Origin of the sequence: Microbacterium phosphatis (assembly GCF_049177115.1) — a bacterium.
GTDB classification, from domain to species: Bacteria; Actinomycetota; Actinomycetes; order Actinomycetales; family Microbacteriaceae; genus Microbacterium; species Microbacterium phosphatis.
Genome location: NZ_CP185370.1, coordinates 2,897,296 through 2,923,869, shown reverse-complemented (window position 1 = coordinate 2,923,869; position 26,574 = coordinate 2,897,296). Strand labels below are relative to the sequence as shown.

Genomic DNA, 26,574 nt, shown 5'->3' with positions numbered 1-26,574 from the left:
GCCTCAGCCCGCGAGCAGCTCCAGGGTGCGGACGCGCCCGGTGGACTGATCCATCGGCTCGGCCGCGTACGAGCCCGCGGCGGGCGAGACCATGACCTCGTCGACGCCGTGCTTCGCGGCGAACTGCGCGAGCTGCGCGCGCACGTCCGCTCCGGTGCCCACGAACCAGCGCGCGCGGTTCTGCGCGACCATCGTCTGCTCGATCCCGTCGGTCTCGGCGTCGAGCGCCTCCTCCACCGTCTCGAGCGGACGCATGGGCTTGTTGGTGCGCAGGCGCGCGAACTGGCGCAGCTGAGGCAGGGCGCGGGCCTCGGCCTCCTCGGCGGTGTCGGCGGCGACCACGTTCGCGGTGATGAACGACTTCGGCGCCGCGAGCGTCTCGGACGGCTGGAACTGCGAGCGGTACAGCTCCATCGCCCGCTCGAGGCCGTCGCCGGCGAAGTGGTTCGCGAACACGTAGGGCAGGCCGAGAGCGGCGGCGAGGGTGGCCGAGTAGTCGCTGGATCCCAGCAGCCACACCTCGGGGGCGCCGGTCGCGGCCGGAGTCGCGTGCACGGCGTACTCGCCGCCGCTCGTGAAGCGGACGGTGGATCCGTCGGGGCTGGTGAGGGCGAGGATGTCGCGGATGTGCTGCGGGAACTGGTCGACGTCGCTCGTTGTTCCGGTGCGACGCAGCAGCTGGGTGATCACGGGGTCGCTGCCGGGCGCGCGGCCGATGCCGAGGTCGATGCGCCCCGGGGCCACGGCCTCGAGCGCGGCGAACTGCTCGGCGACGATCAGCGGCGCGTGGTTGGGCAGCATCACGCCGCCGGATCCCACCTTGATGCGCCGGGTGCGCACCGCCGCGGCCGCGATCAGCACAGGAGGAGCGGTCGATGCGACCGCCGGCATGTTGTGGTGCTCGGCGAACCAGTAGCGCCGGTAGCCCAGCTCGTCGGCGCGCTGGGCGAGCCGCATCGAGGCCTCCACCGCCTGCGCGCTGCTCTGACGGGTGCCGTCGGGCAGCGAGCGCACCGGCACCAGGTCGAGGACGGACAGGGCGGGGATCGTCGACTCGCTCATCGCAGAGAGGCAACCGCGCGGGCCGGCCGGGCATTCCCTCCCCCTCGATACCCTTGACGGCATGAACGCCGAGATCTTCTACGTGCTCGTCGGTGCGCTCGCGGTCGGGGCGTTCTCGCGATGGCGTGGATGGCCGGCTCCCCTCGTCGTGACGGTCGCCGCGGCGCTCGTGTCGCTGATCCCGGCGATCCCCGTGATCGACATCGACGGGCACCTGCTGCTGAACCTCACGCTGCCGCCGCTGCTGTACTCGGCGGCGCTGGATGTCTCGTTCGTCGGCTTCGCCCGCAGCATGCCGCACATCCGCCGGCTGGGGGTGGGGCTTGTGCTCACCACCGCCGTGGCCGTGGGCCTCGTCGCCTGGTGGATCCTGCCGGAGATCGGGCTGGCCGGGGCGCTGCTGCTGGGCGCCATCGTCGGCCCGCCCGACGCGGTCTCGGCGGCCGCGATCGGCCGCAAGCTCGGCCTGCCGCGGCGGCTGATGACCGTGATGTCGGGCGAGAGCCTCATCAACGACGCCACCTCGCTCGTCCTGGTGCGCGTGTTCGCGGCGATCGTCGCGGGCGCCACCGTGACGGTGTGGGACGGCATCTGGCAGTTCATCGTCGCCGTGGTGGTCGGGGTCGGCATCGGCCTCGGGTTCGGCTTCGTCCTGCACACGCTGCGCGTGCATCTCGACGACCCGGTGGTCGTCGGCACCGCCGGCCTGATCGTGCCGTTCGGCGCGTACGCCATCGCCGAGCACCTCGGCGGATCCGGTGTGCTCGCCGTGGTCGCCATGGGCCTGTTCGTCGGGTTCCAGTCGCCGAAGACGGACTACACGACCCGTCAGCAGGAGCGCCCCATCTGGCTCTCGGTCGACTTCCTCCTCGAGAGCTTCGTGTTCGCATACATCGGACTGCAGCTGCCGCACGTGCTGCGCGAGCTCGGCCGCGACAAGGCGGGCGTCACCGTCGCGCTCGCGGCGGGGGTGCTCGCGACCGTGCTCCTGGTGCGCCCGATCTTCGTCTACGCCAGCTACGCGTGGGGGCGCATGTGGCGAGGGGTCAAGATCATGCGCTGGAAGCACAGCGTCGAGGCCTTCCGCCAGAACCCGGATCATCCGGGCGCCCGCCTGATCAAGAAGCGCCGGGCCGCACTGGAGCGTCGTGGCATCGAGGTGAACGAGCGCAACCTGCGCCAGCACGCATTCGAGCCGACGCTGTCGATCCAGGAGCGCGCCGTGCTGTCGTGGGCGGGGATGCGCGGGGTGGTCACCCTCGCGATGGCCGCGGCGCTGCCCGACCTCACGGGCGACGCGATGCCCACCTCGCACGTGCAGAAGCTCGTGGTCGTGGCGTTTGTGGTGACCGTCGGCACGCTGCTGCTGCAGGGGCTCACCCTGGCCCCGCTGATCCGGCGCCTCGGCATCGGCGCCGATGACGAGCGCAAGCAGGATCTGCGGCAGATCGACGCGATCCAGGCCCGCAACCTCGAGGTCGGCAAGGCCTACCTCCGCGCCCATCGCGAGCGCTGGATCCAGAAGTACGGGCCCGAGTCGGTGGCCCGCTTCGACGAGCTGGCGCTGTCGCTGGTGCGCGTCGAGCGCGGCAGGGATCGCGCGGCCGAGGTCTTCGAGGCCGGCGAGGGGTCGCCGAGCTACCAGGACGTCGTCGCCCTCCGCCGCGGCTGGCTCGAGTGCCGCCGCGCGACGCTCATCGAGGAGCGCGACCGGGGCAACCTCGGCGAGGAGGTCATGCGCGAGCTGATGACCGCGCTCGACGCCGAGGAGCTCGCCCTCGACACCCGGGGCGCCCTGCCCCGCGCCTGACCCCCGGGCGGTTCCCGCACACACACGAAGGCGCCCACCCCGCGGAGGTGGGCGCCTTCGGTGTCAGGATCGGACGCGGTCCGATCCGTGCGGATCCGCGGGTCAGACGCGGGCGGCCGGCGCGCGGTCGCCTTCGGTCGCGTCGCCGATCTCGTTGTCGTCCTCGTCGTCATCCGCGAAGGGCACGTCGCCGCGCGGGGCGTCGTAGAGCTCGCGGTCGAGGATGCCCTCGCGCTTGGCGACGAGCGTCGGCACCAGCGCCTGGCCGGCGACGTTCACGGCGGTGCGGCCCATGTCGAGGATCGGGTCGATCGCCAGCAGCAGGCCGACGCCCTCGAGCGGCAGGCCCAGGGTCGACAGTGTGAGGGTGAGCATCACGGTCGCGCCCGTGGTGCCGGCGGTCGCGGCGGAGCCGACGACCGAGACGACCACGATCAGCACGTACTGGATGAACGACAGCTCGATGTTGAAGAACTGCGCCACGAAGATCGCTGCGATGGCGGGGTAGATGGCGGCGCAGCCGTCCATCTTGGTGGTCGAGCCGAACGGCACGGCGAACGACGCGTACTCGCGGGGCACACCGAGGTTGCGCTCGGTGACGCGCTGCGTGAGCGGCAGCGTGCCGAGCGACGAGCGGCTCACGAAGCCCAGCTGCACGGCGGGCCACACGCCCGTGAAGTACTGGCGGATCGACAGGCCGTGCGCCTTCAGCAGCACCGGGTAGACGACGAACAGCACGAGCACGAGGCCGATGTAGATCGCGAGCGCGAACCAGGCGAGCGAGGTGAGCTTCTCCCAGCCGTACTGCACGACCGCGTTGCCGATGAGGCCGATGGTGCCGATGGGGGCGATCCGGATGATCCACCAGACCACGCGCTGGATGACCTTCAGCAGCGACTCGGTGAAGACGAGGAACGGCTCGGCCTTGCGGCCGGCGCGCAGCGCGGCGATGCCGATGACGACCGAGACGACGATCACCTGCAGGATGTTGAAGTTGACGCTCGAGGCGAACACGCCCTCCTCGGGGGAGTTCGTCGAGACGCCGATGCCGAGGAAGTTCTGGGGCACCAGGCCGATCAGGAAGTCCCACCAGGATCCGACGTGGCTGGGCTCGGCGGTCTCGAGGTCGGCGCCGGCGCGGGCGCCCGGCTGGAGGACGAGGCCCAGGACGATGCCGATGCTCACGGCGATGAACGCGGTGATCGCGAACCACAGCAGCGTCTGGCCGGCCAGGCGAGCGGCGTTCTGCACGCGGCGCAGGTTCGAGATGCTGGCGACGATCGCGGTGAACACCAGCGGGACCACCGCGGCGCGCAGCAGCGTGACGTAGGTGCCGCCGATGGTGGCCAGCGTCGCGGCGAGGCTGTTGGGCTCTTCGTTCGGGCCGTCGCCGATGGCGCGGGCGACGAGGCCGAGCGCGATGCCGACGATCAGCGCGGCGATGATCTGGAATCCGAACGAGGCGTAGAACGGCCGCTTTCGCGCCGTCGCCTTCGCGGTGGTGGTGCTCATGTGACGCCCGGCGGCCCGCCGCTGCTGCGCGGATCCGGATATCCGCACCGATCCGGATCCTTCGGCGTCAACCATCCGGGACCGTGCAGATCCCCGTCACCGTGCAGGCCGCCGCGCCGCGCCCGCGCCGCCCGCCGCCCCACCCCCGCAGCCCGCGCCTATATGCCCACGGCGAACAGCGGCCTACGGCGCCCGCCCGCTGGCTACCGTTGAATCACGGCGCGGCCCAGGTGCGGCCGAAGCCGCCACTGGCCCCAGCGCCCAGGAGGAGTGAGATGTTCGAGAGATTCACCGACCGTGCCCGTCGTGTGGTCGTCCTCGCCCAGGAAGAGGCGAAGATGCTCAACCACAACTACATCGGCACCGAGCACATCCTGCTCGGCCTGATCCACGAGGGCGAGGGCGTCGCCGCCAAGGCTCTCGAGTCGCTCGGCATCTCGCTGGACGCCGTCCGCGAGCAGGTGCAGGACATCATCGGCCAGGGTCAGCAGCAGCCGACCGGCCACATCCCCTTCACCCCGCGCGCCAAGAAGGTGCTCGAGCTGTCCCTGCGCGAGGCGCTGCAGCTGGGCCACAACTACATCGGCACCGAGCACATCCTGCTCGGCCTCATCCGCGAGGGCGAGGGCGTCGCCGCCCAGGTGCTGGTCAAGCTCGGCGCCGACCTGAACAAGGTGCGCCAGCAGGTCATCCAGCTGCTGTCCGGCTACCAGGGCAAGGAGCCCGTGGGCGTCAACGCCGGCGGCAACCAGGAGGCCGACAGCGCGAAGGGCGGCTCGCAGGTCCTCGACCAGTTCGGCCGCAACCTCACGCAGGCCGCCCGCGACAACAAGCTCGACCCGGTCATCGGGCGCGAGAAGGAGATCGAGCGGGTCATGCAGATCCTCTCGCGTCGCACCAAGAACAACCCCGTCCTCATCGGCGAGCCCGGCGTCGGCAAGACCGCCGTCATCGAGGGCCTCGCGCAGGCGATCGTCAAGGGCGATGTGCCCGAGACGCTGAAGGACAAGCAGCTCTACTCGCTGGATCTCGGATCGCTGATCGCCGGATCGCGCTACCGCGGTGACTTCGAGGAGCGCCTCAAGAAGGTGACGAAGGAGATCCGCACCCGCGGCGACATCATCATCTTCATCGACGAGATCCACACCCTCGTCGGCGCGGGTGCCGCCGAGGGCGCGATCGACGCCGCCTCGATCCTGAAGCCGATGCTCGCCCGCGGCGAGCTGCAGACGATCGGCGCGACCACGCTCGACGAGTACCGCAAGCACTTCGAGAAGGACGCGGCGCTTGTGCGTCGCTTCCAGTCGGTCAACGTCGCCGAGCCGTCGCTGCCGCACGCCATCAACATCCTGAAGGGGCTGCGCGACCGCTACGAGGCGCACCACAAGGTGCAGATCACGGACGGCGCGATCGTCGCCGCCGCGAACCTCTCGGATCGCTACGTCAGCGACCGCTTCCTGCCGGACAAGGCCATCGACCTGCTCGACGAGGCCGGCGCCCGCCTGCGCCTGTCGATCCTGTCGTCGCCGCCGGAGCTGCGCGAGTTCGACGAGAAGATCGCCCAGGTCCGCGAGGCGAAGGAAGCCGCGTCGGAGGAGCAGGACTTCGAGAAGGCCGCGTCGCTGCGCGACGAGGAGAAGTCGCTGCTCGCCGAGCGCCTGCGCCTCGAGAAGCAGTGGCGCTCGGGTGATGTCACCACGGCCGCCACGGTCGACGAGGGCCTGATCGCCGAGGTCCTGGCGCAGGCCACGGGCATCCCGGTGTTCAAGCTGACCGAGGAGGAGACCTCGCGTCTCGTCTTCATGGAGAAGGCGCTGCACGAGCGCGTCATCGGCCAGGAGGAGGCGATCGCCGCCCTGTCGAAGACGATCCGCCGCCAGCGCGCCGGCCTCAAGGACCCGAAGCGTCCGTCGGGCTCGTTCATCTTCGCCGGCCCCACGGGTGTCGGAAAGACCGAGCTGGCCAAGGCGCTCGCCGAGTTCCTCTTCGACGACGAGGGCGCGCTGATCTCCCTCGACATGTCGGAGTTCGGCGAGAAGCACACGGTCTCGCGTCTGTTCGGTGCCCCTCCCGGGTTCGTCGGATTCGAGGAGGGCGGCCAGCTCACCGAGAAGGTGCGCCGCAAGCCGTTCTCCGTGGTCCTGTTCGACGAGATCGAGAAGGCCCACCCGGACATCTTCAACTCGCTGCTGCAGATCCTCGAGGAGGGTCGTCTGACCGATGGTCAGGGCCGGGTTGTCGACTTCAAGAACACCGTGATCATCATGACGACGAACCTCGGCTCGTCGGCGATCGCCGGTGGCCCGGTCGGCTTCCAGGTCGAGGGCGACACGACCACGACGTACGAGCGCATGAAGGGCAAGGTCGACGAAGAGCTCAAGCGCCACTTCAAGCCCGAGTTCCTCAACCGCGTGGACGACATCATCGTGTTCCCGCAGCTGAACAAGGCCGAGCTGGTGCAGATCGTCGACCTGTTCACGAAGCGCCTGAACACGCGCCTGCTGGACCGCGACATGACGATCGTCCTGTCGCAGGCCGCCAAGGAGCGTCTCATCGAGATCGGCTTCGACCCCGCGCTGGGTGCCCGACCGCTGCGTCGCGCCATGCAGCACGAGATCGAGGATCAGCTCTCGGAGCGCATCCTGAACGGATCGCTCGACACGGGCCACCACATCGAGGTGGACGTCGAGAACGGCCGGTTCGTGTTCGCGAACGCCCCGCGCGGCGAGAAGGTCGCCGTCGGCGTCACCACCGCCGGTGCGATCTCGGCCACGCCGGACATCGCGGCCAGCTGACCGGATCCGGTCCGCGTTCCACGAAGGGGCGTCACCTGCGGGTGGCGCCCCTTCGTCGTGCCTGCGCGGTGATCCCGCGCCGTGACCTCAGGACCCGGAGGGCAGCGGCCCGGTCGACTCGCGCCAGATGATGCGCATGAGGCTGCGCTCCTCCGGCTGGGTGTCCTCGTGCCCGAGCGCGGCGACGAGCGTGCGCATGGCGCGGCGGCCCGCCTCGCGGAAGTCGACGTCGACGGTCGTGATCGACGGGGTCGTGTAGGCGCCGAACTCGTGGTTGTCCCAGCCCGTGACGACGAGGTCGTCGGGCAGGGTCCAGCCGCGCTCGGCGGCGCCCCGCAGCACGCCGATCGCGAGGTCGTCGTTGCCGGCGATCACCGCGATCGTGTCGTCCTGCGCCGGGAGCTCCAGGATCGCGCGGCGCCCGGTCTCGGCGCCCCACCCGCCGCCGATGAGGCCGAGCGAGTGCAGCCCGAGCCGCTGCACGGCCTCGGTGTAGACGGCCGACCGCGCCCGGGCCGAGACGTACTGGTCGGGCCCGCTGACGTGCACGAACGTGCGGTGGCCGGCCGCGGCCAGCCGCTCGACCAGGTCGCCGATCAGCGTGCCGTCCGCGAGGGGGCCGACGCTGTGCAGATCGGCGTCGAACGTGGCCGCCGGCACGATGAGGCAGTCGCTGCCCTGCGGGGGCTCGAGGTCGTCGGGCACCGGGGCGATGGTGAGGATCCCCTCGTACTGCCCGCTCGCGGCGAGGTCGAGCACCCGGTGCCCGCGCTCGTCGGGGGTGCCGTCGACGTGGTGGCTCTCGGCGGCGTAGCCGGCGTCCTGGGCGACCTCGGCCGCGCCCGCGAGCAGGCGCAGGTGGGTGTCGATGCCGGCGCCCATGATCACCGCGATCCGCCCGGACCGCCGGGTGCGCATCGAGCGGGCGGCCTGGTTGGGCCGGTAGCCGATGGACGCGGCGATCTCGAGCACCCGCGCGCGGGTCGCGTCCGAGACGTTGCCGCGGCCGTTCAGGACGTACGACACCGTCGTCTGCGAGACGCCCGCGATCTGGGCGACGTCCCGGCTGGTCGGCATGTTCATGGGTCCCCTCGATCCCTTGACATGGATGGTGCTTCCCACCATAGTGATCCGTAACACGTGTTACGTATCACTTTTTCACTGACGAAGACGTGTCGGATGTCTCGATGAGGAGGTGTTCATGTCCATCGCCGAACTACGGCAGCTCGCGCAGAACCGCGGGCGGGGTCGCTCCGCCCGGTCGACGCCCGACAACAAGGCGGCGCTCGCGTTCCTCGGCCCCTGGGTGATCGGGGCCGTGCTGCTGACCCTCGGCCCGATCCTCGCCTCGCTGTACCTCGCGTTCACCGACTACAACCTGCTGGAGAGCGCGAACTGGATCGGCACGGCGAACTTCGAGCGGATGCTCACCGACGCGCGCCTGCACAAGTCGCTGCTGGTCACGTTCGTCTACGTGATCGTCGGCGTCCCCGGCCAGCTCGTCGTCGCCCTGGGTCTCGCGCTGATGCTCGACCGCGGCCTGCGGGGCCGCGCGTTCTACCGCTCGGCGTTCTACCTGCCGAGCCTGCTCGGCTCGTCGGTGGCGATCGCGGTGCTGTGGCGGCTCGTGTTCGGCGGCGACGGCCTGGTCAACGCGAGCCTCGCGCTCATCGGCATCCAGACCGACATGAGCTGGATCGGCAACCCCGACACCTCGCTGCTGACGATCATCCTGCTGCACATCTGGACGTTCGGATCCCCGATGGTGATCTTCCTCGCGGGCCTGCGTCAGATCCCCACCGAGCTCTACGAGGCGGCCGCGACCGACGGCGCGAGCACCTGGCGGCGCTTCGGGGCGATCACGCTGCCGCTGCTGACGCCGATCATCTTCTTCAACCTCGTGCTGGCGATCATCAACTCGTTCTCGTCGTTCACCCAGGCGTTCATCGTCTCGGGCGGCACGGGAGCCCCCTCCGACTCGCTGCTGTTCTACACGCTGTACCTCTACCAGGAGGGCTTCGGCTCCTTCCGGATGGGGTACGCGTCGGCCCTCGCCTGGCTGCTGGTGCTGATCATCGGCGTCATCACCGGCATCAACTTCTGGCTCTCGAAGTACTGGGTTCACTATGACGACTGAGATCGACACCGACCGCACGCTGAACGGCGGCACCGACCGCGTCAGCACCCGCACGCTCACCACGGCGGGTGTGGCCCGCCGCCGCCTCCGCGACCCCAGCCGGCACCCGGTGCGCAGCGCACTGAAGCACGTCCTCCTCGGGCTCGGGGTGCTCACCACGCTCTACCCCGTGCTCTGGATGGTCGTGAGCTCGCTGCGCCCGGACGGGCAGATCTTCGGCAACCCGTCGATCATCCCGACCGACTTCCACAGCGAGAACTACGCCTACGGGTGGACGGCTCTCGGCAAGCCCTTCAGCCTCTACCTGTGGAACTCGGCCATCGTGGTGGCCGGCTCGATCGTCGGCAACCTCGTCAGCTGCTCGATGGCCGCCTACGCCTTCGCCCGCCTGCGCTTCCGGTTCCAGGGCCCCGCGTTCGCCTACATGCTCGTGACGATCATGATCCCCGTGCACGTGCTGATCGTGCCGCAGTACGTTCTGTGGGCGCAGCTCGGTCTCGTCGGCACCTTCCTGCCGCTGATCCTGCCGAAGCTGCTGGCGACCGACGCCTTCTTCATCTTCCTGATGGTGCAGTTCATCCGCGGTCTCCCGAAGGAGCTGGACGAGGCCGCCCGGATCGACGGGGCGGGTCACGGGCGCATCTTCTTCCAGATCCTGCTGCCGCTGATGAAGCCGGCGCTCGCGACCACCGCGATCTTCACGTTCATCTGGACGTGGAACGACTTCTTCACCCAGCTGATCTACCTGACGGATCCGAAGCTCTACACCGTCCCGATCGCGCTGCGGTCGTTCATCGACGCGCAGTCGCAGTCGTCCTTCGGCGGCATGTTCGCGATGAGCGTTGTGGCCGTCATCCCCCTCATCCTCGCGTTCGCCTTCGGCCAGAAGCATCTGGTCCAGGGCATCGCGACCACCGGACTGAAGTGAACCCCCTCTCGACACCGCAGGACACGGCGAAGGAGCTGTCATGAACACCACCATCCGCCGGATCTCCGTCGGCATCGTCGCCGCCGCGTCGGTGCTGGGACTCGCCGCGTGCGGCGTCTCGAAGGCCCCCGCCGCCGGGGGAGGCGAGGCCGCCGAGCTCAGCGACGAGCCCGTCAGCCTCCGCGTGATGTGGTGGGGAGGCGACGCCCGCCACGAGCGCACGCAGAAGGTCTTCGACCTGTTCGAGGAGAAGCACCCGAACATCACGATCGAGCCGGAGTTCTCGGACTGGAACGGCTACTGGGAGAAGCTCGCCACGGCGACCGCCGGCGGCAACTCGGCCGATGTCATGCAGATGGATCAGCTCTATCTCGCCTCCTACGCCGACCGCGGCAGCCTCGTCGACCTCGGTCAGTACGACCAGCTGAAGACCGACGGGCTCGAGCCGTCGGTGCTCGACATGGGCCGCTGGGAGGACGCGCTCTACGCGATGCCCATCTCGACGACCTCGACCGCCGCGATCGTCAACATGGACGTCATCGACCAGGTGGGGGTGCCCCTGCCCGACACGTCCACGTGGACGTGGGACGAGTTCGGCGAGTGGGCGGCGGAGGTCACCGAGGCATCCGGCGGCGCCGTGTACGGCACCGCTCAGCTGGGCAACGAGTACCAGCTGCAGCTCGTGGCGCGTCAGATGGAGGACGCGCTCTTCGAGGACGGGAAGATCGCCATCGAGCCCGAGACGCTGGCCGCCTACTTCCAGCTCGGCCTCGACTGGATCACCAGCGGCGCGACCCCCTCGGCCTCCTACATGGCCGAGCAGGCCTCCCTGCCGATCGACCAGAGCGACTTCGCCGTGGGCAAGAGCGCCACGGTGTTCACCTCCTCGACCCTCATCACTGCCTACGCCGCCGCGAGCGGCGCCCACCTCGAGCTGGTGCCGATCCCGACGCTCGACGGCGACAAGACGAAGTACGACTACTTCAAGCCGGGCATGTACTGGTCGGTGTCCTCGAAGTCCGAGCACCCGGCCGAGGCGGCGCTGCTGATCGACTTCCTCGTCAACGACCCGGAGGCGGGCAAGATCATCGGCACCGAGCGCGGCATCCCCGCGAACAGCGACGTGATCGACGCCCTCGAGGCGGATCTGACGGCGGAGGAGAAGAAGACGGTGGCATTCGCCGAGTCGCGCACATCGAAGCTGGGCGAGGCGCCGGCGATCGTCCCCAACGGCGCCAGCGACATCCAGACCATTCTGCTGCGCTACCAGCAGGAGGTGAACTTCGAGCGTCAGACCCCCATCGACGCGGCGAACGCTCTCATCGCCGAGATCGAGTCGTCCATCACCGCGGCAGGATGAGTCACGTGCTGAGAATCGGAATCATCGGGGCCGGCAACATCGCCGGCGCCCACGTCGAGGCCTATCGCCGCTTCCCCGAGGAGTGCGAGATCGTCGCCCTCTTCGACGTGGTGGGCGAGAAGGCCGCGCGCCGCCGCGACGAGCTCGGGCTCGCCCAGGCCGTCGCGTACGACGACCTCGACCGCATGCTCGCGGAGGCGGGGCTCGACCTCGTGAGCATCGCGTCGCCGCCGTCCAGCCACGCCGACCTGGCGATCCGGGCGCTGAGCGCCGGGGTCGACGTGCTGGTCGAGAAGCCCATGGCCCCCTCCCTCCAGGAGTGCGACGCGATGATCGCGGCCGCCGAGGCGAACGGCCGGATCCTGTCGGTCGTCGCCCAGAACCGCTTCCGCGACGACATGGCGACGCTGAAGGAGGTGCTGGACTCGGGCCTTGCCGGCCCGGTCTCGCACGTGCAGGTCAGCTCGGCCTGGTGGCGCGGCCTGCCGTACTACGACCTGTGGTGGCGGGGCACCTGGGAGTCCGAGGGCGGCGGCTGCACCCTCAACCACGCGATCCATCACCTGGACCTCACGCTCTGGATGCTCGGATCGCCGAAGGCCGTCACCGCGGTGCTCACCAACGCCGCGCACGAGAACGCCGAGGTCGAGGATCTGTCGGTGGCGATCCTGCAGTACGACCGGGCGCTCGCCGAGATCACGAGCTCGGTCGTGCATCACGGGGAGGAGCAGGCCATCGTGGTGCAGGCCCGCGACGCCCGCGTCTCGCAGCCCTGGAAGGTGACGGCCTCGACGTCGTCGCCCAACGGCTTCCCCGAGCCCGGGGGCGACCCTGAGCTGGAGGCCCGGATCGAGGCGCAGGCGGAGGCCCACGTGGCCCTCGCCCATCAGGGGCACGCCGGGCAGATCGGCGACGTGCTCGCCGCGGTGCGGGATCGCCGTGCGCCGGCGATCGACGGGCGCGCGGGCCGCGCCGCCGTCGAGCTCGTCACCGCGATCTACGAGTCGGGCATCGAGGGGCGCACCGTCGCCCTGCCGCTGACCCCGTCCGATCCCTATTACCGATCCGGCACGCTCGTGAGCCGGGCGCCGCGCTTCTACGCGAAGACGGCGTCGGCGGGCGAGCTGCCGGGTGAGATCATCGTCGGCGGCAGCGCAGAGCCGCGCACCGCCTGAGAGGAACGCATGAGCAACGCGAGTGGCGCGCAGTACGCGCCCGATCCGATCCCGGCCCCGGTCGTCGAGGAGGGCGAGTTCGTCTTCGGCGCCATCGGCCTCGACCACGGGCACATCTACGGCATGACCGGCGGCCTCGCCTCGGCCGGCGGCACCCTGCGCTGGGTCTACGACCCGGATCCCGCGAAGGTCGCGGCGTTCCAGCAGCAGTTCCCGCACGTGCGGGTCGCGCGCAGCGAGGCCGAGGTGCTGGACGACGCGGAGGTGCGGCTCGTCGCGGGGGCCGCGGTGACCTCCGACCGCTGCGCGCTGGGGCTGCGGGTGATGGAGGCGGGGAAGGACTACTTCACCGACAAGGCGCCGCTCACCACCCTCGAGCAGCTCGATGCGGCCCGCGAGGCCACCGCCCGCACGGGGCTCAAGTACGCCGTGTACTACTCGGAGCGGATCCACGTGGAGGCGGCGGTGCTGGCCGGCCAGCTGATCGATCGCGGCGCGATCGGGCGGGTGATCCAGGTGCAGGGTCTCGGGCCGCATCGCCTCGGAACGGGACGCCCGGACTGGTTCTTCGAGAAGGAGAAGTACGGCGGCATCCTCTGCGACATCGGCAGCCACAACTTCGAGCAGATGCTGCACTTCGCCGGGGCCCGCAGCGCCGAGGTGGCGTACTCGGCCGTCGGCAACTTCCAGCACCCCGATCACCCGGGCCTCGACGACTTCGGCGAGGCCTCGATCGTGATGGACAACGGGGCGAGCGGCTACTGCCGCGTCGACTGGTTCACCCCCGACGGCCTCAGCACCTGGGGCGACGGGCGCACGTTCATCCTGGGCACCGAGGGCTACATCGAGCTGCGCAAGTACGTGAACATCGCCACGGGCGAGGGCCCGGGGCACGTGTTCCTGGTGGACGGCGAGGGGGAGCACCACATCGTCGCCGACGGGACGGTCGGCTTCCCGTTCTTCGGCCAGCTGATCCGCGACTGCCTCGACCGCACCGAGACCGCCATGACGCAGGAGCACGCGTTCGCCGCGGCCGAGCTCAGCGTCCGCGCGCAGCTCGGCGCTCGCATCCTGGCGCCCTGACCGGCGGCCGGTGCCTCTTGCGTGCGTCGACTAGTCCTCCGCGGCGTCACTAGTCCAGGCGGGACCAGTAATTCCGCGGAGGACTAGTCGACCACCGAACCGCCGGCCGCCCATAGGCTGGAGGGATGACGGAGACGGCGACCCAGGCCTTCACCGTGCGCCCGGCGCGTGCGGCCGACATGGCGCACATCCACCGCCTGCTCGAGCCGCTCGTGCAGCAGCGGATCCTGCTCGGCAAGGATCTGGTGTTCCTGTACGAGGCGACGCAGGAGTTCCTCGTCGCCGAGGCCGACGGGCAGGTGATCGGCTGCGGCGCCCTGCACGTGATCTGGGACGACCTGGGCGAGGTGCGCACGCTGCTGGTGCACCCCGACTGGCTGCGCCACGGGGTGGGCCGCGCGATCGTCGAGGGGCTCGAGGACCGCGCGCGCGAGCTCGGTCTCTCGCGCCTTTTCTGCCTCACGTTCGAGGTCGACTTCTTCACGCGACGCGGTTTCTCGCCCATCGGCGAGCAGATCGTCGATCCGGATGTCTTCTCGCAGCTTGTGCGCAGCCCCGATGAAGGTGTGGCCGAGTTCCTGGATCTCGCGCACGTCAAGCCGAACACCTTGGGCAACACGCGCATGCTCAAGCTGCTCTGACGACGGCCCGCTTAACCTGGGATCGTGGGAGATCAGCCGCGACGTCGACACTCGCCCGCCGTGTACCGGCGGCGGCGACTTGTGGTGCTCCTGCTCGCCCTCGTCGTCATCGGCGGCGTGGTGTGGGCGGCCGTCGCGCAGCCCTGGCGGGGTCTGACCGATGCGGCCGAGCAGCCGAAACCCGCGCCGACCGCGGCCGTGACGCCGGTCGGCACTCCGTCGCCCGCCGCCACGACACCGGCGCCCACCCCGCAGCCCACTTCGACCGATCCGCCCGTGCCGCAGCCCTGCGACCCCGAGACGATCGACCTCGTGCCGATCGTGCACGGCGAGACCTTCGAGACCAAGCCGGTCACGCTCGGCATGCGCCTGACGAACACCGGATCGGTCGACTGCACGCTGGATGTCGGAACGTCCAAACAGCGCTTCGTGATCACGAGCGGCCAGGACACCTGGTGGCGCTCGACCGACTGCCAGAGCGAGCCGTCCGACATGGTCGTGACGCTGACGGCCGGGCAGACGGTCGAGAGCGCGGCGCCGCTGACGTGGGATCGCACCCGCTCGGACGTCGGCACCTGCGCGAACGAGAACCGCCCGCGCGCGCCCGGCGGGGGTGCCGCGTACAACCTCACGGTCGAGCTCGGCGAGATCAAGGGTGCCAAGAGCGCGCAGTTCTACCTGCGCTGACCCGACTGCCCGGACCGATCGCTCCCAGTCTTCGGGACGGATTCCTCTGGCGGGCGGGGCGCGACCGTTCTACCGTGGGCGCATGGGCACGCTCTTCTACGGCTCCCAGGGGACGCCGATCGACATCAATGACCGCGCGCTGTCGCACATCAAGGTCGTCATCGTCGCGAAGCTGCGCCGCGGCGAGGCGTTCACCCTGTCGCTGCAGCATGAGGGCAGCGGTGGGCGCAGCACGGTCTGGCTGAGCCCCGCCATCCCGCTGCGCTTCGCGTTCGAGGAGTCCCAGCGGCCCGAGCTCAACGCGCAGTGGATCGAGGAGCTGGCCGAGTCGGCCAATCTGCTGGGCGGCATCACGCTCGTGCCGGAGCGCCTCGACCGCGAGTGAGGCTCGGAGCGGGTAGCGGAGACGGAGAAGGCCCGGAGCGATGCTGCCTCCGGGCCTTTCACGTCGTCCCGCGCAGGTCCCCAGGGCGATGAACGCCAAACCTGCTGTGAGAGTGCGGTAGATCCACCAGTCCCCACCGATGCCGCACCCCGACGGGCATGACAAGAGTATCAATGGCGTTTTCGCGAACCTGACAGAATGCTTGATTGATTCTGTCCAGAATGTTAGATCTGCATAGCCATAAGCTGAACGGGTGGTGTCCAAGAAGCGCGGGAAGAAGCCGGTCGACGTCGAGTTCCGCTCCGAGGCCCTCGCGCAGGCCCTCGAGCGCCAGGACATGGCCGCAGTGGCCCTGGCCCTGCGCAACGGCAACACCGTTGTTCCGCTGCTGAAGCAGGGGCAGCGCGACAATCCGCTCGATGCGGGAGAGGTCTGGACCTACCGCGACCCGGCCACCGGCGACGTCGCGCTGCTGCTGTTCAGCGACGCGGCGCATAAGCCCGAGAACCTGCCCTCGGGCATCGGCCTGTTCTCCCCCGACTGGCTGCGCCGGTTCCTCACGGTCCACGCCGGCACCATCACCACGGTGTTCCTCGATGTCGCCGGCCCGTACCCGATGCAGGCCTCGCCCGCCGAGCTCTTGAGGGCCCTCGACCTCGGCGCGTAGCCTCTCGGCCATGGAGATCCTGCTGGGCGTGGTGTGCGCGCTCGGGCTGCTTGTGCCGCTGGCGCTGGTGGCGCTGCCGAGCCAGCGGCGCCGTATGAGCGCGCGGGCGCCGCGCGTCCGCTGAGGCTCGCTCCGCGGTGCCCGCGCCCTGCGGGGTGGATCAGAAGGCCGGGACGTCGTGCAGGGCCGGCACGCCGGCGGTCTGGATGTCGTCCAGGGCGGCGCGCAGGCGCCCCGACCGGTTGTCGATGACGCGCTTGTAGCCGAGGCGGTTGGCCTCGGCATGGCGCAGGCTCGCCTGGCCGACCGGGCGCACCTCGCCCGCGAGGCTGAGCTCGCCCACCGCGGCGACGCCCTGCGGTGCCGCCCAGTTGCGCACGGACCCTGCCACCGCGACGGCGATGGCCAGATCGGCGGCGGGCTCGGTGAAGCGCACGCCGCCGACGGTCGAGACGTACACGTCGAGGTCGCTCGTCTTGATGCCCGCCTTGCGCTCGAGCACCGCGAGCACCATGGCCACGCGCGACGCGTCGACCCCGTGCACGATGCGGCGCGGGTTCGGGGCGTTCGTGGGGATGGTCAGGGCCTGCACCTCGACCGGCAGCGCGCGCCGGCCCTCGAGGGCGATCGCCACGCAGGTGCCGTTCTCCGGGTTGCCCTGCGAGAGGAACAGCTGGCTCGGATCCGGGACCTCCTTGATGCCGTCGCCCGTCATCTCGAAGCAGCCGACCTCGTCGGTCGCCCCGAAGCGGTTCTTCAGCGCGCGCACGAAGCGCAGCGCGGTCTGCCGGTCGCCCTCGAAGTGGCACACGACGTCGACGAGGTGCTCGAGCAGGCGGGGGCCGGCGATCTGCCCGTCCTTGGTGACGTGACCGACGAGCACGATCGGCAGATCCCGATCCTTCGCGACGCGGATCAGCGCCGAGGCCACCTCGCGCACCTGCCCCGGCATGCCGGCGGCGCCGTCGGAGGTGGACGACGAGATGGTCTGCACGGAGTCGACGATGACGAGCTGGGGATCGACCTGCTCGATCTGCCCGAGCACGGTGGCGAGGTCCGTCTCGCTGGCGAGGAAGAGCTCGTCGTGCAGTGCGCCGGTGCGCTCGGCCCGCATGCGCACCTGGGCGGGCGACTCCTCGGCACTGACGTACAGCGTGCGGTGTCCGGCCGCCGCCGAGCGCGCCGCGACCTCGAGCAGCAGGGTCGACTTTCCGACGCCGGGCTCGCCGGAGAGCAGGATCGCCGCGCCGGGCACGATGCCGCCACCGAGGACGCGGTCGAACTCGCCGAGCCCGGTCTCGCGGCGCGAGGCCTCGGTGGTCGTGATCTGGGTGATGGGCCGGGCCGCCGCGGTCGGGATGAGGGGAGCGACGCGGCGGAGGATGCCCGTCTGCTCGGCCGCCTCGATGACCGTGCCCCACTGCTGGCACTCGGCGCAGCGGCCGACCCACTTCGCCGCCGTCCACCCGCACTCGGTGCACTTGTAGGGGGCGGGGGTGGGACGCTTGGTGGCCATAGAAGAAGCGTAGGCGGGGGTTCGGACATTCGTTCGAACCCCCGCCTGCGCGGGTGTGGCGTGGCGGCCGGTCAGCCCTTGCGCACCTCGGCCAGCGTCGCCTTGATCGCGTCGGCCGACTGGTGCAGCAGTGCGAGCTCGGCCTCCGAGAACGGCGCCTCGAGGATCGGGGTCGCTCCGGTGGATCCGACGATGTGCGGCACTGAGAGGGCGACGTCCGAGAGGCCGTGGTAGTCGTTCAGCACGGTCGAGACGGGCATCACGGCGTGCTCATCGCGCAGCACCGCCTCGGCGATGCGCGTGGCCGAGAGGCCGATGGCGTAGTTGGTGGCGCCCTTGCCCTCGATCACCTTGTAGGCGGCGTGGGCCACCTCGTAGGCGAGCGTGTCGAGCTCCTCGATGGTGAAGGGCTCGCCGTTCTCGGGGCGCCAGTCGAGCAGCGGCACCGTGCCGATCGTCGCCGTCGACCACATCGGGAACTGGCTGTCGCCGTGCTCGCCCGCGATGTTGGCGTGCACCGAGCTGGCGGCGACGCCGGCGCGCTCGGCGAGACGCCAGCGCAGACGCGACGTGTCGAGCACCGTGCCCGAGGCGAACAGGCGCTCCGGCGGCAGGCCGGTCTGCTCCTGGGCCAGCACCGTGAGCACGTCGCACGGGTTCGAGACGATGACGAACACGGCGTTCGGCGACGCCTCCACCAGCTCGGGGATCATCTTCGAGAAGATGCGGGCGTTGGTGCCGACGAGCTGCAGGCGCGTCTGGCCCGGCTGCTGTGCGGCGCCCGCCGTCACGATGACGACGTGCGATCCCTCGGTGACCGCGACATCCGCCGATCCGGTGATGTCGCTGGTGCCGGTGAAGAGAGACCCGTGGGCGAGGTCGAGGACCTCGGCCTCGACCTTCGCGGCGTTGATGTCGTACAGGGCGACGTGGCGCGCGGCGCCCCGGATGAGAGAGGCGTATGCGGTGGCGGCTCCCACCGCTCCGGCGCCGACGACGGTGATCTTCGCGTTCTCGATGACGGCCATGCGCTCATCCTGTCAGCGCATCCCCGGACACGCGAGGGCCTCTCGATTTGCCGCTTCCGCCAACGGTACGTAAACTCGATCCCGGTGACGTGTCCGAGCGGCCGAAGGTGCAACTCTCGAAAAGTTGTGTAGGGTAACCCCCTACCGTGGGTTCAAATCCCACCGTCACCGCCACCACGAAGGCCCCGAGTTCCTTGAGAAATCAAGGGAATCGGGGCCTTTGTCATGTTGGCGCTCCGGCTCCTGGCAACACTTTGGCAACAACCGCCGCCCGCTTCGCCTGATCGAGCGCCGTCGCGACGCCGTCGAGGTCGTCGTCGAACAGGTCCGCGTACGTGTCGAGCGTCATGCTCGCCGATGCGTGCCCCAGCATCCGCTGCACGGCCTTCACGTTCGCGCCGGCGCTGATCGCGAGCGACGCCGCCGTGTGCCGCAGATCGTGAGGCGTCACGCGCGGCATCCGCGGTGGCTCCGGATCACCGTTCGCCTTCGCGAGCGCCGCCGCTTCCGCTTCCGCGTCGAGCACCCGGCGCACCGCGGCCGCGAACCATCCGTCGCGCGAGTTTGGGAGCCGCAGATGCATCGTGCCGTCACCGAACAGCAGCTCGTCGCGGCCCTTGCCCTCGCAGAGCTTCGCTATCGGCAGCGCCAGGAACTCCGGGTACGGCACCGAGCGCGTCTCGTGCGTCTTCGGCGTGCCGACATGGATCACGCTGCCAACCATGACTGCGTTCTCCTCGACGCCCACGCGCCGGCGCAACGTGTCAACGTGCTTCAGGCGCAACGCGGTCGCTTCGCCCCAGCGCAGACCGGTGTAGGCCAGAAATAGCACGAGCGTCGGATGTGCAGATGCGTGGGCAAGGGTCTGCACCTGCGCGTGCGTGAGGTAGGGCTTCGACTTCGGCACCTTCCTCGGGAGTGTGGCGCCGCGCGCGACGTTCCGGCTCAGCCGGCGATCCTTCACCGCGACGTCGAGCGCGGCCGCGAGCACGCCGTAGGCGCGCAGCACGGTCGTCGCGGACTTGTCTCGCGCGAGCTCGCTCACCCAGTCCTGCACTTCCGAGTGCTTCACCGTGCCGACCTGTCGCGCGCCCCACTTCGGCTGCACGTGTGTCTCCCACGCGCTGCGCAGCGCGCGGTAGCTCGAGGGCTTCATGACGTGCTCGCGGCCGGACAGCCATCCGGTGGCGATCGCCGTGACCGTCTCGCGCGCGTCGGCGGGGTTGACGTAGTCGCCCTTCGCCTTCCCGACTTCGACCTCGGCGAGCCGCAGCTCGGCGTCCCGCTTCCGCGTGAAGCCCCGCTCCTGTGTCTGCCGGTTGTCCGGGCGGCGGTACACGATGCGGTAGAGCTTCTTGCCGGCTTTCGTCTCGTAGGCGTGGACGCTACCCATCCGCGATTTCCCCTCTCTCCTTGCAGAGGTTGACCCATCGGTGTGCGGTCGCCCGAGAGATCTCGTAGCTCTCCATCACGGCTTTGATGGGGGGTAGGCGCAGCGCGCGGGCGAAATTGTACGTCTGAGCCACGTCCGAGACCGCTGTCATGGTGGGCCAGGCCTTGCGAATCGCGCCAGCCACCTCAGGGCGAACTGGGAAGCTCCATCCCGAAGAATGCACGGCGACGAAGCTCTGCAGATGCGTCCGGATGAGGTCGACAACGCGAACGCTGCGCAGATCGTTCGTGGTGACCTCCTCGGGTCTGAGGCTCTCGACCTTCACCGACGACACGGCCAGAGAGTCCACATTCCACCGGAGTTCGATGTGGGTCATGAGGTCGGCTCGAGGATGATCGGGAACCACCAGGGTGCCCGGAAGTCGCAGCGTGACGCCGGGCCCTCCGAGCTCTACCCACTTCGCCCACTCGGGCGCCTCATAGACGACCGTCGTGGGGATGCCCACAATCTCGTCAAAGAGTCCCAAATCGCATCCGCCCTTCAGTGATACATGCTTGCGCAAAGAGTATCAGTGTGATTTCATCCTCATTGAGACAGTTACCGAACCGATGTCTCATACGATCTGAGGAGGAACACATGGAGGAGTACCTGAGCGCTGATGAGGTCACGGGCCTCATCCCCGGGATGACGAAGTCGAATCTGGCGCAGCTGCGATTCAAGGGGCAGGGGCCGAAGTTCTTGCGCCCGACGCCGCGCACCATCGTCTACCGCCGAACGGACGTGATCGCGTGGCTCGAGGCGAGCGAGCGCACGAGCACAGCGGACCTGGCGTCCTGATGACCGGCGCCGATGACCCGCTGATCTGGCTGTCCCCGGCTCAGGTGTGCGAGCTCGTCCCCGGCATGACTGAGCGTCGGCTGCGCGGACTCCGCGCCAACGGCGCCGGACCCCGCTACTACAAGCCCTCGCTCAAGACCGTGATCTACGAGCGGTCAGAAATCGAGGCATGGATCCGCGGTTCCGTGCACACCACCCGGGACCACTCATGACTGGTGAGAAGAACGCCCCCGAGGCCGGCCAGGGCTTCGAGGGCAGTGTCAGCTCTGAGCAGAGGCTTGACGAGAACATGATGACAGATTCCCTGAGCCCCTACGAGGGGTGGATGAACACAGACGAGTTGCCGTTTCAGCTGATCTGGTCATCCACCGTGGCCAAGCGACTCGCCGAGTATGTCGAGACGCATGGGGGCCCGAGTCTCTTCGTGCGGACACCGGTCGGCGCAGACCCTCGAAACCGGAACCTCGTGCACCCGGTCCTGGCCGAGGCGGTCCGCCGCTGGTGCGAGGACATGCCGTCGATCATCGCGCAGTACCTTCCGTCCGACACGGAACTCAGCTCAGTCGTGATCGGTTCGGAGGTGAGGTCATGACTGCGATCGCCGAGCAGGAGACGACCGCCACCCAAGCTCGAGGGGACTCAACGGTTCGGATCTGGACGTCGAACGTGGTCCACCTGCGACAGCTCAGGAAGCTGCAGAACGCAGGCGGTTTTCTGAGGGAGGTTCGTTCCGGGGATGACTGGGGCGAGTTTGAGGTTAACGCCGAGAATTTCGCCCTACTCAGGGCGATTCGAGCGAAGCGGACGCTGTCTGAGGCAGAGCGAGCCGAACGCGCCGCGCGCCTCGCGAGCGCTCGCGAAAGGCGGGTGTGAGCGTGTGGCCCGCATCACGACACGGTGGCTCGCGCGCGGCGGGCTCAAGTCACTCGGCCTGTCGATGCACGAGGGATGGGTGCTCGTCGCTCTCATCGACCGTGCGGACCGCGACGGAATCGCCTGGCCGTCGCAGTTGCGCCTCGCGGCGGATCTCGGCATCGCTCGATCGACCGTCCAGATCGCGCTCGCGCGGCTGCTCGAGGCTGGCGCGATCGTCGAGCAGGAGCCGGGCCGACCGGGCCGGTCTACGCGGTACCGGATCTGCGATGTCAGGGCGCCTGAACCTGCCCGACAGTCGGGCAGGTTGGTCGCGCTCAACCTGCCCGATTCACGGGGCAGGTTGGCAGTGGGAGACCTGCCCGGCAGACGGTCATGAAGTACTTACTGCTCGCGTGAGCCGCTCTGCTCACGTCTCCGACCGCGCTCCGATGCGTGGCGACGACCTCGCGGCGGTGACGGTTCTCGACGAACCAGGGATCCGGGATTCCTCGTCGCGGATCGGCCGGCTTGCCGGTCGATGCCCCTCCGGCGAGGAGGCTCGGGGCGAGGTCACCTTGGGAGCACGGCAGCAGCTGAACGTCGCGTCTTGCCGTGGCCGGGTCTACTACGGGCTGATGACGAGGAGATCCCGGGCGGTGGGGTCTCCCAGACGGGCTCCCGTCTGGGACGTGAGGACTGCGTTGGGGGCTTCCCAGCGCAACCATCTGCGCGCGCGCGGCGCCGGGACGAAGGGGATGAAGGACATGAGCAGTGAGAATCTGACGGCGATCGGTGTGGATGGGGACGGGCGGATCTTCGCTCTGACGGATCCGCCTGTGCAGCTGGCGCGGTTGCTGATCGACTCGGAGGCATCGGAGATCCTGTTGAAGGCGGCGGCTGATGGCCGTTGATCTGAACAACCTCGACGTGATCGTCGGGGAGATTTTCTACCGACTGTCGCGGCTCGAGTCCGGGTCGATGCTGGAGAACGCGGCGATCGACCGCGGGGCGCTGACCGTGAAGTCCGAGGAGGGCCTCCGAGTCGGCACGCCCGAGGATCCCACGGGGTCGGCGTTCGTCTACGGGGTGCTGAAGATCCTCGGGCAGCTGCTGCTCGAGGGTGACATGGACGTCACGGGCGGCGGGAAGATCACGGTCGGCGGGGTCGTGATCGAACCGCTGGGCGGGGGTCGCATCAAGATCGGTTCGAACATCGTCCTGGACGCGGCGACGCGGACGATCAGCATCGGTGCGGGGATCAAGATCACCGCGACGTCAGCCGGCGCCGCGAAGATCGAGGTGGGCACGGGTGCCGACAAGGTGGTGCTCGACAGCTCGTTCGAGACTCCGCGGATCAACTTCGGCTCGGCTCAGATCTCGTCGGCCACGGGTGAGACCTTCACCTTCGGGATGGGCACCGATGTCGTGTACTTCGTGGATGGCACGATCCGGATCCCGGGGTGGCCGAGCCCGCCGGCGAATGCGACGGGGCTGCAATATGCGGTGATCGACAGTCTCGGGCGGGTGTGGGCTGCGCCAGCAGGTGGGCCTACACCCGGTGACGGCGGCGACCCTGGGTCTCCGGGTGAGCCCGGCGACAACCCCGCCGGCTACGTGTACCCGGTGGATCCGTCGCGATGGACCGTGAGCAACACGTTCGCCCAGCATGTGGCACGGAGCTCGCAGGAGCCGGGGATCGACTGGGCAACATCCTGGGGCACGCCGATCTGGGCACCCGGCGACGGAACGATCGTGGACGTGAAGCCGACGAACACGGAGGCCACCGGCCGGTACGTAACGCTCGTGACCACGGCCGGCGACTGGTTCCGGTTCCTGCACCTGTCCTCATTCCCCGTGGGCGTCGGTCAGACGGTCACCCGGGGCGCGGTGATCGGATACTCCGGGGGCTCCGGGAAGGGCTCCGATGCCGGGTACGGGCTGCACGTGCACGTGTCGTTCAAGCGGGGATACACCGGCGCAGGGTGGCCGGGAGCTTCGGCGCTGGATGATCTGCTCGCCTACATGGCGGAGACGGCGTGATGGCGACCCGAGATGAGCGGATCGCCCTGGCGCTCGAGTTGAAGCAGCTGCACGGGCACACGACGTACGAGGTGGAACACACGGAGGACGTCGACGGGATCCCCGCCGGTGTCGGGGGAGGGTTCACGCAGGTCGTCGTGATCTCTCTCGAAGCGCTCGGCCTGACGGCTGAGGACATCACAGCGGCGGAGCTCATCGAGTCCGCCGGCATCGACGAGAGGAACGAAGCATGAGCGAGAACACAACGGGCGACGTCGCCGCGGCCGAAGCCGATCCCGAGGCCGTGGCTGAGGCGGAGACGGTCGAGGAGACGCCGGCCCTCGAGCAGCAGGAACCCGAGAGCGCCCCCGAACCGGAGCCGAAGGCGCCGAATGCCGAGGCGGGGAAGTACCGGACCCGGCTCCGCGCGGCGGAGGCGACGATCGCGGATCACGAGGCGCATATCGCTGAGCTCCAGGACGTCGTGGTCCGAGGTCTCCTCAGGGACCGGCTGGGAGATCCCGCGGTGTTCGCGAAGCTCGTCGACCGGTCGGAGTGGTCAGGCGACGACGGGCGCATCGACCTGGACAAGCTCGATGCTGCGGTGGCTCACCTGCTGCAGGAGCACCCGGCACTGGAGAAGAGGCTCCCCGTGCCGCGGACGAAGCCGCAGATGGCCAAGGGCGAGCCCGTGCGGGAGCCGGGGACGCCGCGGAAGCTCAGTGCGGTCGATGTCGCGTTCGGGAACTCCGGTGCGAGGTGGAGCGACGTGATCGGCAAGGGTGAGCGCGCCGCCGATGCAGGCTTGGAAGCGAAGGTCGGGAAGGCTAGAATCGAGGTGAGCAGGACCCCGGATCTGTGATCCGTCCCTGACTCCAGAAGCTCCTGAGGGGCACGCGAAGCGGCTGAGCCGCAACGTGACACACCAGCCTTACGGCACGTGTCCATCGCGTGCCCCTCATCTTTTTCTTGGAGCTACAGCATGGCTATCTTCACCACCAGCGACGACGTCTCCGGCCTCCTGCCCGAGGACTACGGATCGCTCATCGTCCAGCCCGTCACCGCGGCATCCGTGGCCTTCCAGGTGGCCGACGTCATCCCGACGTCGCTGCACCGGTACATCATCCCGCTCGTCACGGACGACCCGTCCGCATCCTGGACCGCTGAGGGTCAGGAGATCGCGGAGAGCGACCCGACCTTCGACAAGCTCGTCATCGAGCCGGCCAAGCTCGCGGCGCTCACCGAGACCACGACCGAGATGCTCGAGGACGCGGACCCCGAGGCGGGCGACGTCATCGGCGCCAGCATCGCCCGCGACATCGCGAAGAAGGTCGACGCGGCCTTCTTCGGCAACCTCGCCTCGCCGGCGCCGAAGGGCCTCGGATCGATCACCGCGGACGTCAACACCGTCACCGTCAGCGGCGGGGCCCTGACGGACCTGGACGCCTTCGCCGCGGCGATCTCGGCCAGCGCCGACAACGGCGGCAACATCCGGTACTTCGTGGCTAACCCCTCGGACGTGCTGCTCATCAGCACGCTGAAGAAGCAGGCCGACAGCATCGAGCCCGTCCTGGGCGCGAACGTCGCCCGCCCCGGCGCGCAGAGCGTGTTCGGCGTGCCGCTGCTCCGCTCGCCGGCCGTCCCGATCGGAACGATCTGGGGCATCGACCCCGCCTACGCGAAGCTGATCCTCCGGAAGAACGTCGACATCGACACCAGCGAGCACGCCGCGTTCACCCGCGACGCCGTGCTCATCCGGGCCGTGATGCGCGTCGGGTTCGGCTTCCCGCACCCGAAGGCCATCAGCCGCATCAACATCACCGCCTGACATGAGCGACGCAACCGCCGCCTACGAGTACACGCAAAGCGTGCAGACCACAGAGTCCGGCGAACTGGAACTGAGCCTCACGTTCACCTCACGAGGCCCGGTCACTGACGTTGCCGAGTTCCTAGAGGCCTTCCGCGACATCGTCTCGCGCCACCTCCCGGAGTGACCATGGCACACGAGCACCAGTGGAAGCGGCTACCGAACCCGCCACGAGACCGCGTGCAGTGCACGGTCTGCGGCGTGTACGCGCGAGCGATCGCCCCCTTCCGCACCGGTGCCGACGCCTGGCAGTTCGAGCTCGAACCCACCGAGCCGAACACCTAAGCACGGTCGGGAAGCTGCGCTGGACCTAGACGAACCCAGTGCCCGACCCAGAGAGCCGGAGGCGACCTCCTTAACGCCTCCGGCTCTCGCACTACAGCCCGCGACCCCGGGGGTACACCCCCAAGTCGACCTGCCTGCCCACCTCCCGCCCGGTCGTGGCGCGTCTCTCCCCGCACTAATACCGACTGACTCGATTTCGTTCTGACTCGATTAGGAGGGCGTCATGCCCCGTCCGAAGTCCCCGTGTGGCACGTACTCGGCCTACCAACGGCATCTGCGCGCGAAGGAGCCGATCGATGCGGCGTGCAGGCGTGCGCAGCGGGACCACAATGCGAACCGGAGTCGACTGAGCCTGCAGAGCGACACGGCCGTCCAGCCGGCGCCGATCCCGGTGCCGCCGCAGGAGATGTTCCGACGTTGCGCGGTCGATCTGGTGGGTTTCGCGGAGCGGGGCGATCTGTTCGCCGTCGACGACCTCATGGCGGAGATGAGCGGCCTGCTCGATGAGTGGCGCGGGGCCTGAATAGTCGTG

Annotated in this window: 31 protein-coding genes and 1 tRNA gene; 25 read left to right on the top strand and 7 right to left on the bottom strand. The window is 69.3% G+C overall.

Translation table 11 applies throughout. The features are described from left to right. Positions 1-3: 3 nt before the first annotated feature. Complete coding sequence (locus ACOKGD_RS14060; protein ID WP_342335672.1) at positions 4-1,062, bottom strand: LLM class flavin-dependent oxidoreductase; 1,059 nt, start codon at positions 1,060-1,062, stop codon at positions 4-6. A 61-nt stretch (positions 1,063-1,123) separates the two neighbouring features. Here ACOKGD_RS14060 and ACOKGD_RS14055 point away from each other — a divergent pair, with 61 nt between their 5' ends. Beyond that, entirely contained in the window at positions 1,124-2,872 is a 1,749-nt protein-coding gene (locus ACOKGD_RS14055; RefSeq protein ID WP_342335670.1) for a cation:proton antiporter, read from the top strand. 102 nt (positions 2,873-2,974) lie between these two features. Here ACOKGD_RS14055 and ACOKGD_RS14050 read toward each other — a convergent pair whose 3' ends face one another. Then, positions 2,975-4,384: a dicarboxylate/amino acid:cation symporter gene (locus tag ACOKGD_RS14050; protein ID WP_342335669.1), complete on the bottom strand. Its 1,410-nt coding sequence runs from the start codon at positions 4,382-4,384 to the stop codon at positions 2,975-2,977. A 275-nt stretch (positions 4,385-4,659) separates the two neighbouring features. Between ACOKGD_RS14050 and ACOKGD_RS14045 the strand changes: the two genes are divergently transcribed. After that, positions 4,660-7,179, top strand: coding sequence for an ATP-dependent Clp protease ATP-binding subunit (locus ACOKGD_RS14045; protein ID WP_342335667.1), 2,520 nt, complete (start codon positions 4,660-4,662; stop codon positions 7,177-7,179). A gap of 87 nt (positions 7,180-7,266) precedes the next feature. On the opposite strand, the gene ACOKGD_RS14040 is transcribed toward ACOKGD_RS14045, so the two are convergent. After that, complete coding sequence (locus ACOKGD_RS14040) at positions 7,267-8,262, bottom strand: LacI family DNA-binding transcriptional regulator (RefSeq protein ID WP_342335666.1); 996 nt, start codon at positions 8,260-8,262, stop codon at positions 7,267-7,269. Positions 8,263-8,380: 118 nt separating this feature from the next. On the opposite strand from ACOKGD_RS14040, the gene ACOKGD_RS14035 reads away from it, so the two are divergent. From ACOKGD_RS14035 to ACOKGD_RS13995, 9 genes are all read left to right on the top strand, one after another. Beyond that, positions 8,381-9,316 (top strand): carbohydrate ABC transporter permease, encoded by a 936-nt coding sequence (locus tag ACOKGD_RS14035; RefSeq protein WP_342335665.1) that lies wholly within the window; start codon positions 8,381-8,383, stop codon positions 9,314-9,316. Next, positions 9,306-10,244 carry a carbohydrate ABC transporter permease gene (locus ACOKGD_RS14030; RefSeq protein ID WP_342335664.1) on the top strand — a complete coding sequence of 313 codons (939 nt, stop codon included), beginning with the start codon at positions 9,306-9,308 and terminating at the stop codon, positions 10,242-10,244. Before ACOKGD_RS14035 ends, ACOKGD_RS14030 begins: the two co-directional genes overlap by 11 nt. A 40-nt stretch (positions 10,245-10,284) precedes the next feature. Then, the gene (locus ACOKGD_RS14025; protein ID WP_342335662.1) at positions 10,285-11,604 is read left to right on the top strand and encodes an ABC transporter substrate-binding protein; all 1,320 of its coding nucleotides are present in this window, start codon (positions 10,285-10,287) and stop codon (positions 11,602-11,604) included. Between the two features lie 5 nt (positions 11,605-11,609). Further along, positions 11,610-12,779, top strand: coding sequence for a Gfo/Idh/MocA family protein (locus tag ACOKGD_RS14020; protein ID WP_342335661.1), 1,170 nt, complete (start codon positions 11,610-11,612; stop codon positions 12,777-12,779). A 9-nt stretch (positions 12,780-12,788) separates the two neighbouring features. Then, complete coding sequence (locus tag ACOKGD_RS14015; RefSeq protein WP_342335660.1) at positions 12,789-13,862, top strand: Gfo/Idh/MocA family protein; 1,074 nt, start codon at positions 12,789-12,791, stop codon at positions 13,860-13,862. 125 nt (positions 13,863-13,987) lie between these two features. After that, positions 13,988-14,503 (top strand): amino-acid N-acetyltransferase, encoded by a 516-nt coding sequence (locus tag ACOKGD_RS14010; RefSeq protein ID WP_342335659.1) that lies wholly within the window; start codon positions 13,988-13,990, stop codon positions 14,501-14,503. A gap of 24 nt (positions 14,504-14,527) precedes the next feature. After that, positions 14,528-15,190: a hypothetical protein gene (locus ACOKGD_RS14005; RefSeq protein WP_342335658.1), complete on the top strand. Its 663-nt coding sequence runs from the start codon at positions 14,528-14,530 to the stop codon at positions 15,188-15,190. A gap of 82 nt (positions 15,191-15,272) precedes the next feature. After that, entirely contained in the window at positions 15,273-15,575 is a 303-nt protein-coding gene (locus tag ACOKGD_RS14000; protein ID WP_342335657.1) for a DUF7882 family protein, read from the top strand. Between the two features lie 253 nt (positions 15,576-15,828). Continuing rightward, positions 15,829-16,242 (top strand): dehydrogenase, encoded by a 414-nt coding sequence (locus tag ACOKGD_RS13995; protein WP_342335655.1) that lies wholly within the window; start codon positions 15,829-15,831, stop codon positions 16,240-16,242. A gap of 160 nt (positions 16,243-16,402) precedes the next feature. On the opposite strand, the gene radA is transcribed toward ACOKGD_RS13995, so the two are convergent. Both radA and ACOKGD_RS13985 read right to left on the bottom strand, forming a co-directional pair. Further along, the gene (gene radA, locus ACOKGD_RS13990) at positions 16,403-17,758 is read right to left on the bottom strand and encodes a DNA repair protein RadA (protein ID WP_342335653.1); all 1,356 of its coding nucleotides are present in this window, start codon (positions 17,756-17,758) and stop codon (positions 16,403-16,405) included. 71 nt (positions 17,759-17,829) lie between these two features. Next, entirely contained in the window at positions 17,830-18,786 is a 957-nt protein-coding gene (locus ACOKGD_RS13985) for an L-lactate dehydrogenase (RefSeq protein WP_342335652.1), read from the bottom strand. A gap of 83 nt (positions 18,787-18,869) precedes the next feature. Here ACOKGD_RS13985 and ACOKGD_RS13980 point away from each other — a divergent pair. Further along, positions 18,870-18,960, top strand: a tRNA-Ser gene (locus ACOKGD_RS13980). Between the two features lie 49 nt (positions 18,961-19,009). Here the strand turns inward: ACOKGD_RS13980 and ACOKGD_RS13975 are convergent. Together ACOKGD_RS13975 and ACOKGD_RS13970 are read right to left on the bottom strand one after the other, a co-directional pair. Further along, entirely contained in the window at positions 19,010-20,179 is a 1,170-nt protein-coding gene (locus ACOKGD_RS13975) for a tyrosine-type recombinase/integrase (RefSeq protein WP_342335650.1), read from the bottom strand. Then, the gene (locus tag ACOKGD_RS13970) at positions 20,172-20,705 is read right to left on the bottom strand and encodes a hypothetical protein (protein WP_342335649.1); all 534 of its coding nucleotides are present in this window, start codon (positions 20,703-20,705) and stop codon (positions 20,172-20,174) included. Before ACOKGD_RS13970 ends, ACOKGD_RS13975 begins: the two co-directional genes overlap by 8 nt. Positions 20,706-20,815: 110 nt before the next feature. On the opposite strand from ACOKGD_RS13970, the gene ACOKGD_RS13965 reads away from it, so the two are divergent. The 13 genes from ACOKGD_RS13965 (at position 20,816) to ACOKGD_RS13905 (ending at position 26,565) form a co-directional block, all read left to right on the top strand. Continuing rightward, complete coding sequence (locus ACOKGD_RS13965; RefSeq protein ID WP_342335648.1) at positions 20,816-21,016, top strand: helix-turn-helix transcriptional regulator; 201 nt, start codon at positions 20,816-20,818, stop codon at positions 21,014-21,016. After that, positions 21,016-21,228 carry a helix-turn-helix transcriptional regulator gene (locus ACOKGD_RS13960; RefSeq protein ID WP_342335646.1) on the top strand — a complete coding sequence of 71 codons (213 nt, stop codon included), beginning with the start codon at positions 21,016-21,018 and terminating at the stop codon, positions 21,226-21,228. The genes ACOKGD_RS13965 and ACOKGD_RS13960 overlap by 1 nt, the downstream gene beginning before the upstream one ends. Next, positions 21,225-21,608: a hypothetical protein gene (locus ACOKGD_RS13955; RefSeq protein WP_342335645.1), complete on the top strand. Its 384-nt coding sequence runs from the start codon at positions 21,225-21,227 to the stop codon at positions 21,606-21,608. Before ACOKGD_RS13960 ends, ACOKGD_RS13955 begins: the two co-directional genes overlap by 4 nt. Beyond that, on the top strand, positions 21,605-21,889 hold the full coding sequence (locus tag ACOKGD_RS13950) for a hypothetical protein (protein ID WP_342335643.1): 285 nt from the start codon (positions 21,605-21,607) through the stop codon (positions 21,887-21,889). The genes ACOKGD_RS13955 and ACOKGD_RS13950 overlap by 4 nt, the downstream gene beginning before the upstream one ends. A gap of 4 nt (positions 21,890-21,893) precedes the next feature. Then, complete coding sequence (locus tag ACOKGD_RS13945) at positions 21,894-22,268, top strand: helix-turn-helix domain-containing protein (RefSeq protein ID WP_342335642.1); 375 nt, start codon at positions 21,894-21,896, stop codon at positions 22,266-22,268. 367 nt (positions 22,269-22,635) lie between these two features. Further along, a complete protein-coding gene (locus tag ACOKGD_RS13940; RefSeq protein ID WP_342335641.1) occupies positions 22,636-22,782 on the top strand; it encodes a hypothetical protein in 147 nt (48 codons plus the stop codon). Then, a complete protein-coding gene (locus tag ACOKGD_RS13935) occupies positions 22,772-23,911 on the top strand; it encodes a M23 family metallopeptidase (protein ID WP_342335640.1) in 1,140 nt (379 codons plus the stop codon). The genes ACOKGD_RS13940 and ACOKGD_RS13935 overlap by 11 nt, the downstream gene beginning before the upstream one ends. Then, positions 23,911-24,144, top strand: a complete 234-nt coding sequence (locus ACOKGD_RS13930; RefSeq protein ID WP_342335638.1) for a hypothetical protein — start codon at positions 23,911-23,913, stop codon at positions 24,142-24,144. Before ACOKGD_RS13935 ends, ACOKGD_RS13930 begins: the two co-directional genes overlap by 1 nt. Further along, positions 24,141-24,752: a hypothetical protein gene (locus ACOKGD_RS13925; RefSeq protein ID WP_342335636.1), complete on the top strand. Its 612-nt coding sequence runs from the start codon at positions 24,141-24,143 to the stop codon at positions 24,750-24,752. The genes ACOKGD_RS13930 and ACOKGD_RS13925 overlap by 4 nt, the downstream gene beginning before the upstream one ends. A gap of 120 nt (positions 24,753-24,872) precedes the next feature. Beyond that, positions 24,873-25,718: a phage major capsid protein gene (locus ACOKGD_RS13920; protein WP_342335634.1), complete on the top strand. Its 846-nt coding sequence runs from the start codon at positions 24,873-24,875 to the stop codon at positions 25,716-25,718. A gap of 1 nt (position 25,719) precedes the next feature. Beyond that, the gene (locus ACOKGD_RS13915; RefSeq protein WP_342335632.1) at positions 25,720-25,884 is read left to right on the top strand and encodes a hypothetical protein; all 165 of its coding nucleotides are present in this window, start codon (positions 25,720-25,722) and stop codon (positions 25,882-25,884) included. Between the two features lie 2 nt (positions 25,885-25,886). Further along, the gene (locus tag ACOKGD_RS13910) at positions 25,887-26,042 is read left to right on the top strand and encodes a hypothetical protein (RefSeq protein ID WP_342335631.1); all 156 of its coding nucleotides are present in this window, start codon (positions 25,887-25,889) and stop codon (positions 26,040-26,042) included. 223 nt (positions 26,043-26,265) lie between these two features. Continuing rightward, positions 26,266-26,565, top strand: coding sequence for a hypothetical protein (locus ACOKGD_RS13905; protein WP_342335629.1), 300 nt, complete (start codon positions 26,266-26,268; stop codon positions 26,563-26,565). Positions 26,566-26,574: the final 9 nt, after the last annotated feature.

Coding starts and splice junctions, on each gene's coding strand:
- ACOKGD_RS14060 (WP_342335672.1), bottom strand. CDS start 1,062: ATGAGCGAGTCGACGATCCCCGCCCTGTCCGTCCTCGACCTGGTGCCG.
- ACOKGD_RS14055 (WP_342335670.1), top strand. CDS start 1,124: ATGAACGCCGAGATCTTCTACGTGCTCGTCGGTGCGCTCGCGGTCGGG.
- ACOKGD_RS14050 (WP_342335669.1), bottom strand. CDS start 4,384: ATGAGCACCACCACCGCGAAGGCGACGGCGCGAAAGCGGCCGTTCTAC.
- ACOKGD_RS14045 (WP_342335667.1), top strand. CDS start 4,660: ATGTTCGAGAGATTCACCGACCGTGCCCGTCGTGTGGTCGTCCTCGCC.
- ACOKGD_RS14040 (WP_342335666.1), bottom strand. CDS start 8,262: ATGAACATGCCGACCAGCCGGGACGTCGCCCAGATCGCGGGCGTCTCG.
- ACOKGD_RS14035 (WP_342335665.1), top strand. CDS start 8,381: ATGTCCATCGCCGAACTACGGCAGCTCGCGCAGAACCGCGGGCGGGGT.
- ACOKGD_RS14030 (WP_342335664.1), top strand. CDS start 9,306: ATGACGACTGAGATCGACACCGACCGCACGCTGAACGGCGGCACCGAC.
- ACOKGD_RS14025 (WP_342335662.1), top strand. CDS start 10,285: ATGAACACCACCATCCGCCGGATCTCCGTCGGCATCGTCGCCGCCGCG.
- ACOKGD_RS14015 (WP_342335660.1), top strand. CDS start 12,789: ATGAGCAACGCGAGTGGCGCGCAGTACGCGCCCGATCCGATCCCGGCC.
- ACOKGD_RS14010 (WP_342335659.1), top strand. CDS start 13,988: ATGACGGAGACGGCGACCCAGGCCTTCACCGTGCGCCCGGCGCGTGCG.
- ACOKGD_RS14000 (WP_342335657.1), top strand. CDS start 15,273: ATGGGCACGCTCTTCTACGGCTCCCAGGGGACGCCGATCGACATCAAT.
- radA (WP_342335653.1), bottom strand. CDS start 17,758: ATGGCCACCAAGCGTCCCACCCCCGCCCCCTACAAGTGCACCGAGTGC.
- ACOKGD_RS13985 (WP_342335652.1), bottom strand. CDS start 18,786: ATGGCCGTCATCGAGAACGCGAAGATCACCGTCGTCGGCGCCGGAGCG.
- ACOKGD_RS13975 (WP_342335650.1), bottom strand. CDS start 20,179: ATGGGTAGCGTCCACGCCTACGAGACGAAAGCCGGCAAGAAGCTCTAC.
- ACOKGD_RS13965 (WP_342335648.1), top strand. CDS start 20,816: ATGGAGGAGTACCTGAGCGCTGATGAGGTCACGGGCCTCATCCCCGGG.
- ACOKGD_RS13960 (WP_342335646.1), top strand. CDS start 21,016: ATGACCGGCGCCGATGACCCGCTGATCTGGCTGTCCCCGGCTCAGGTG.
- ACOKGD_RS13955 (WP_342335645.1), top strand. CDS start 21,225: ATGACTGGTGAGAAGAACGCCCCCGAGGCCGGCCAGGGCTTCGAGGGC.
- ACOKGD_RS13950 (WP_342335643.1), top strand. CDS start 21,605: ATGACTGCGATCGCCGAGCAGGAGACGACCGCCACCCAAGCTCGAGGG.
- ACOKGD_RS13940 (WP_342335641.1), top strand. CDS start 22,636: ATGAGCAGTGAGAATCTGACGGCGATCGGTGTGGATGGGGACGGGCGG.
- ACOKGD_RS13935 (WP_342335640.1), top strand. CDS start 22,772: ATGGCCGTTGATCTGAACAACCTCGACGTGATCGTCGGGGAGATTTTC.
- ACOKGD_RS13930 (WP_342335638.1), top strand. CDS start 23,911: ATGGCGACCCGAGATGAGCGGATCGCCCTGGCGCTCGAGTTGAAGCAG.
- ACOKGD_RS13925 (WP_342335636.1), top strand. CDS start 24,141: ATGAGCGAGAACACAACGGGCGACGTCGCCGCGGCCGAAGCCGATCCC.
- ACOKGD_RS13920 (WP_342335634.1), top strand. CDS start 24,873: ATGGCTATCTTCACCACCAGCGACGACGTCTCCGGCCTCCTGCCCGAG.
- ACOKGD_RS13915 (WP_342335632.1), top strand. CDS start 25,720: ATGAGCGACGCAACCGCCGCCTACGAGTACACGCAAAGCGTGCAGACC.
- ACOKGD_RS13910 (WP_342335631.1), top strand. CDS start 25,887: ATGGCACACGAGCACCAGTGGAAGCGGCTACCGAACCCGCCACGAGAC.
- ACOKGD_RS13905 (WP_342335629.1), top strand. CDS start 26,266: ATGCCCCGTCCGAAGTCCCCGTGTGGCACGTACTCGGCCTACCAACGG.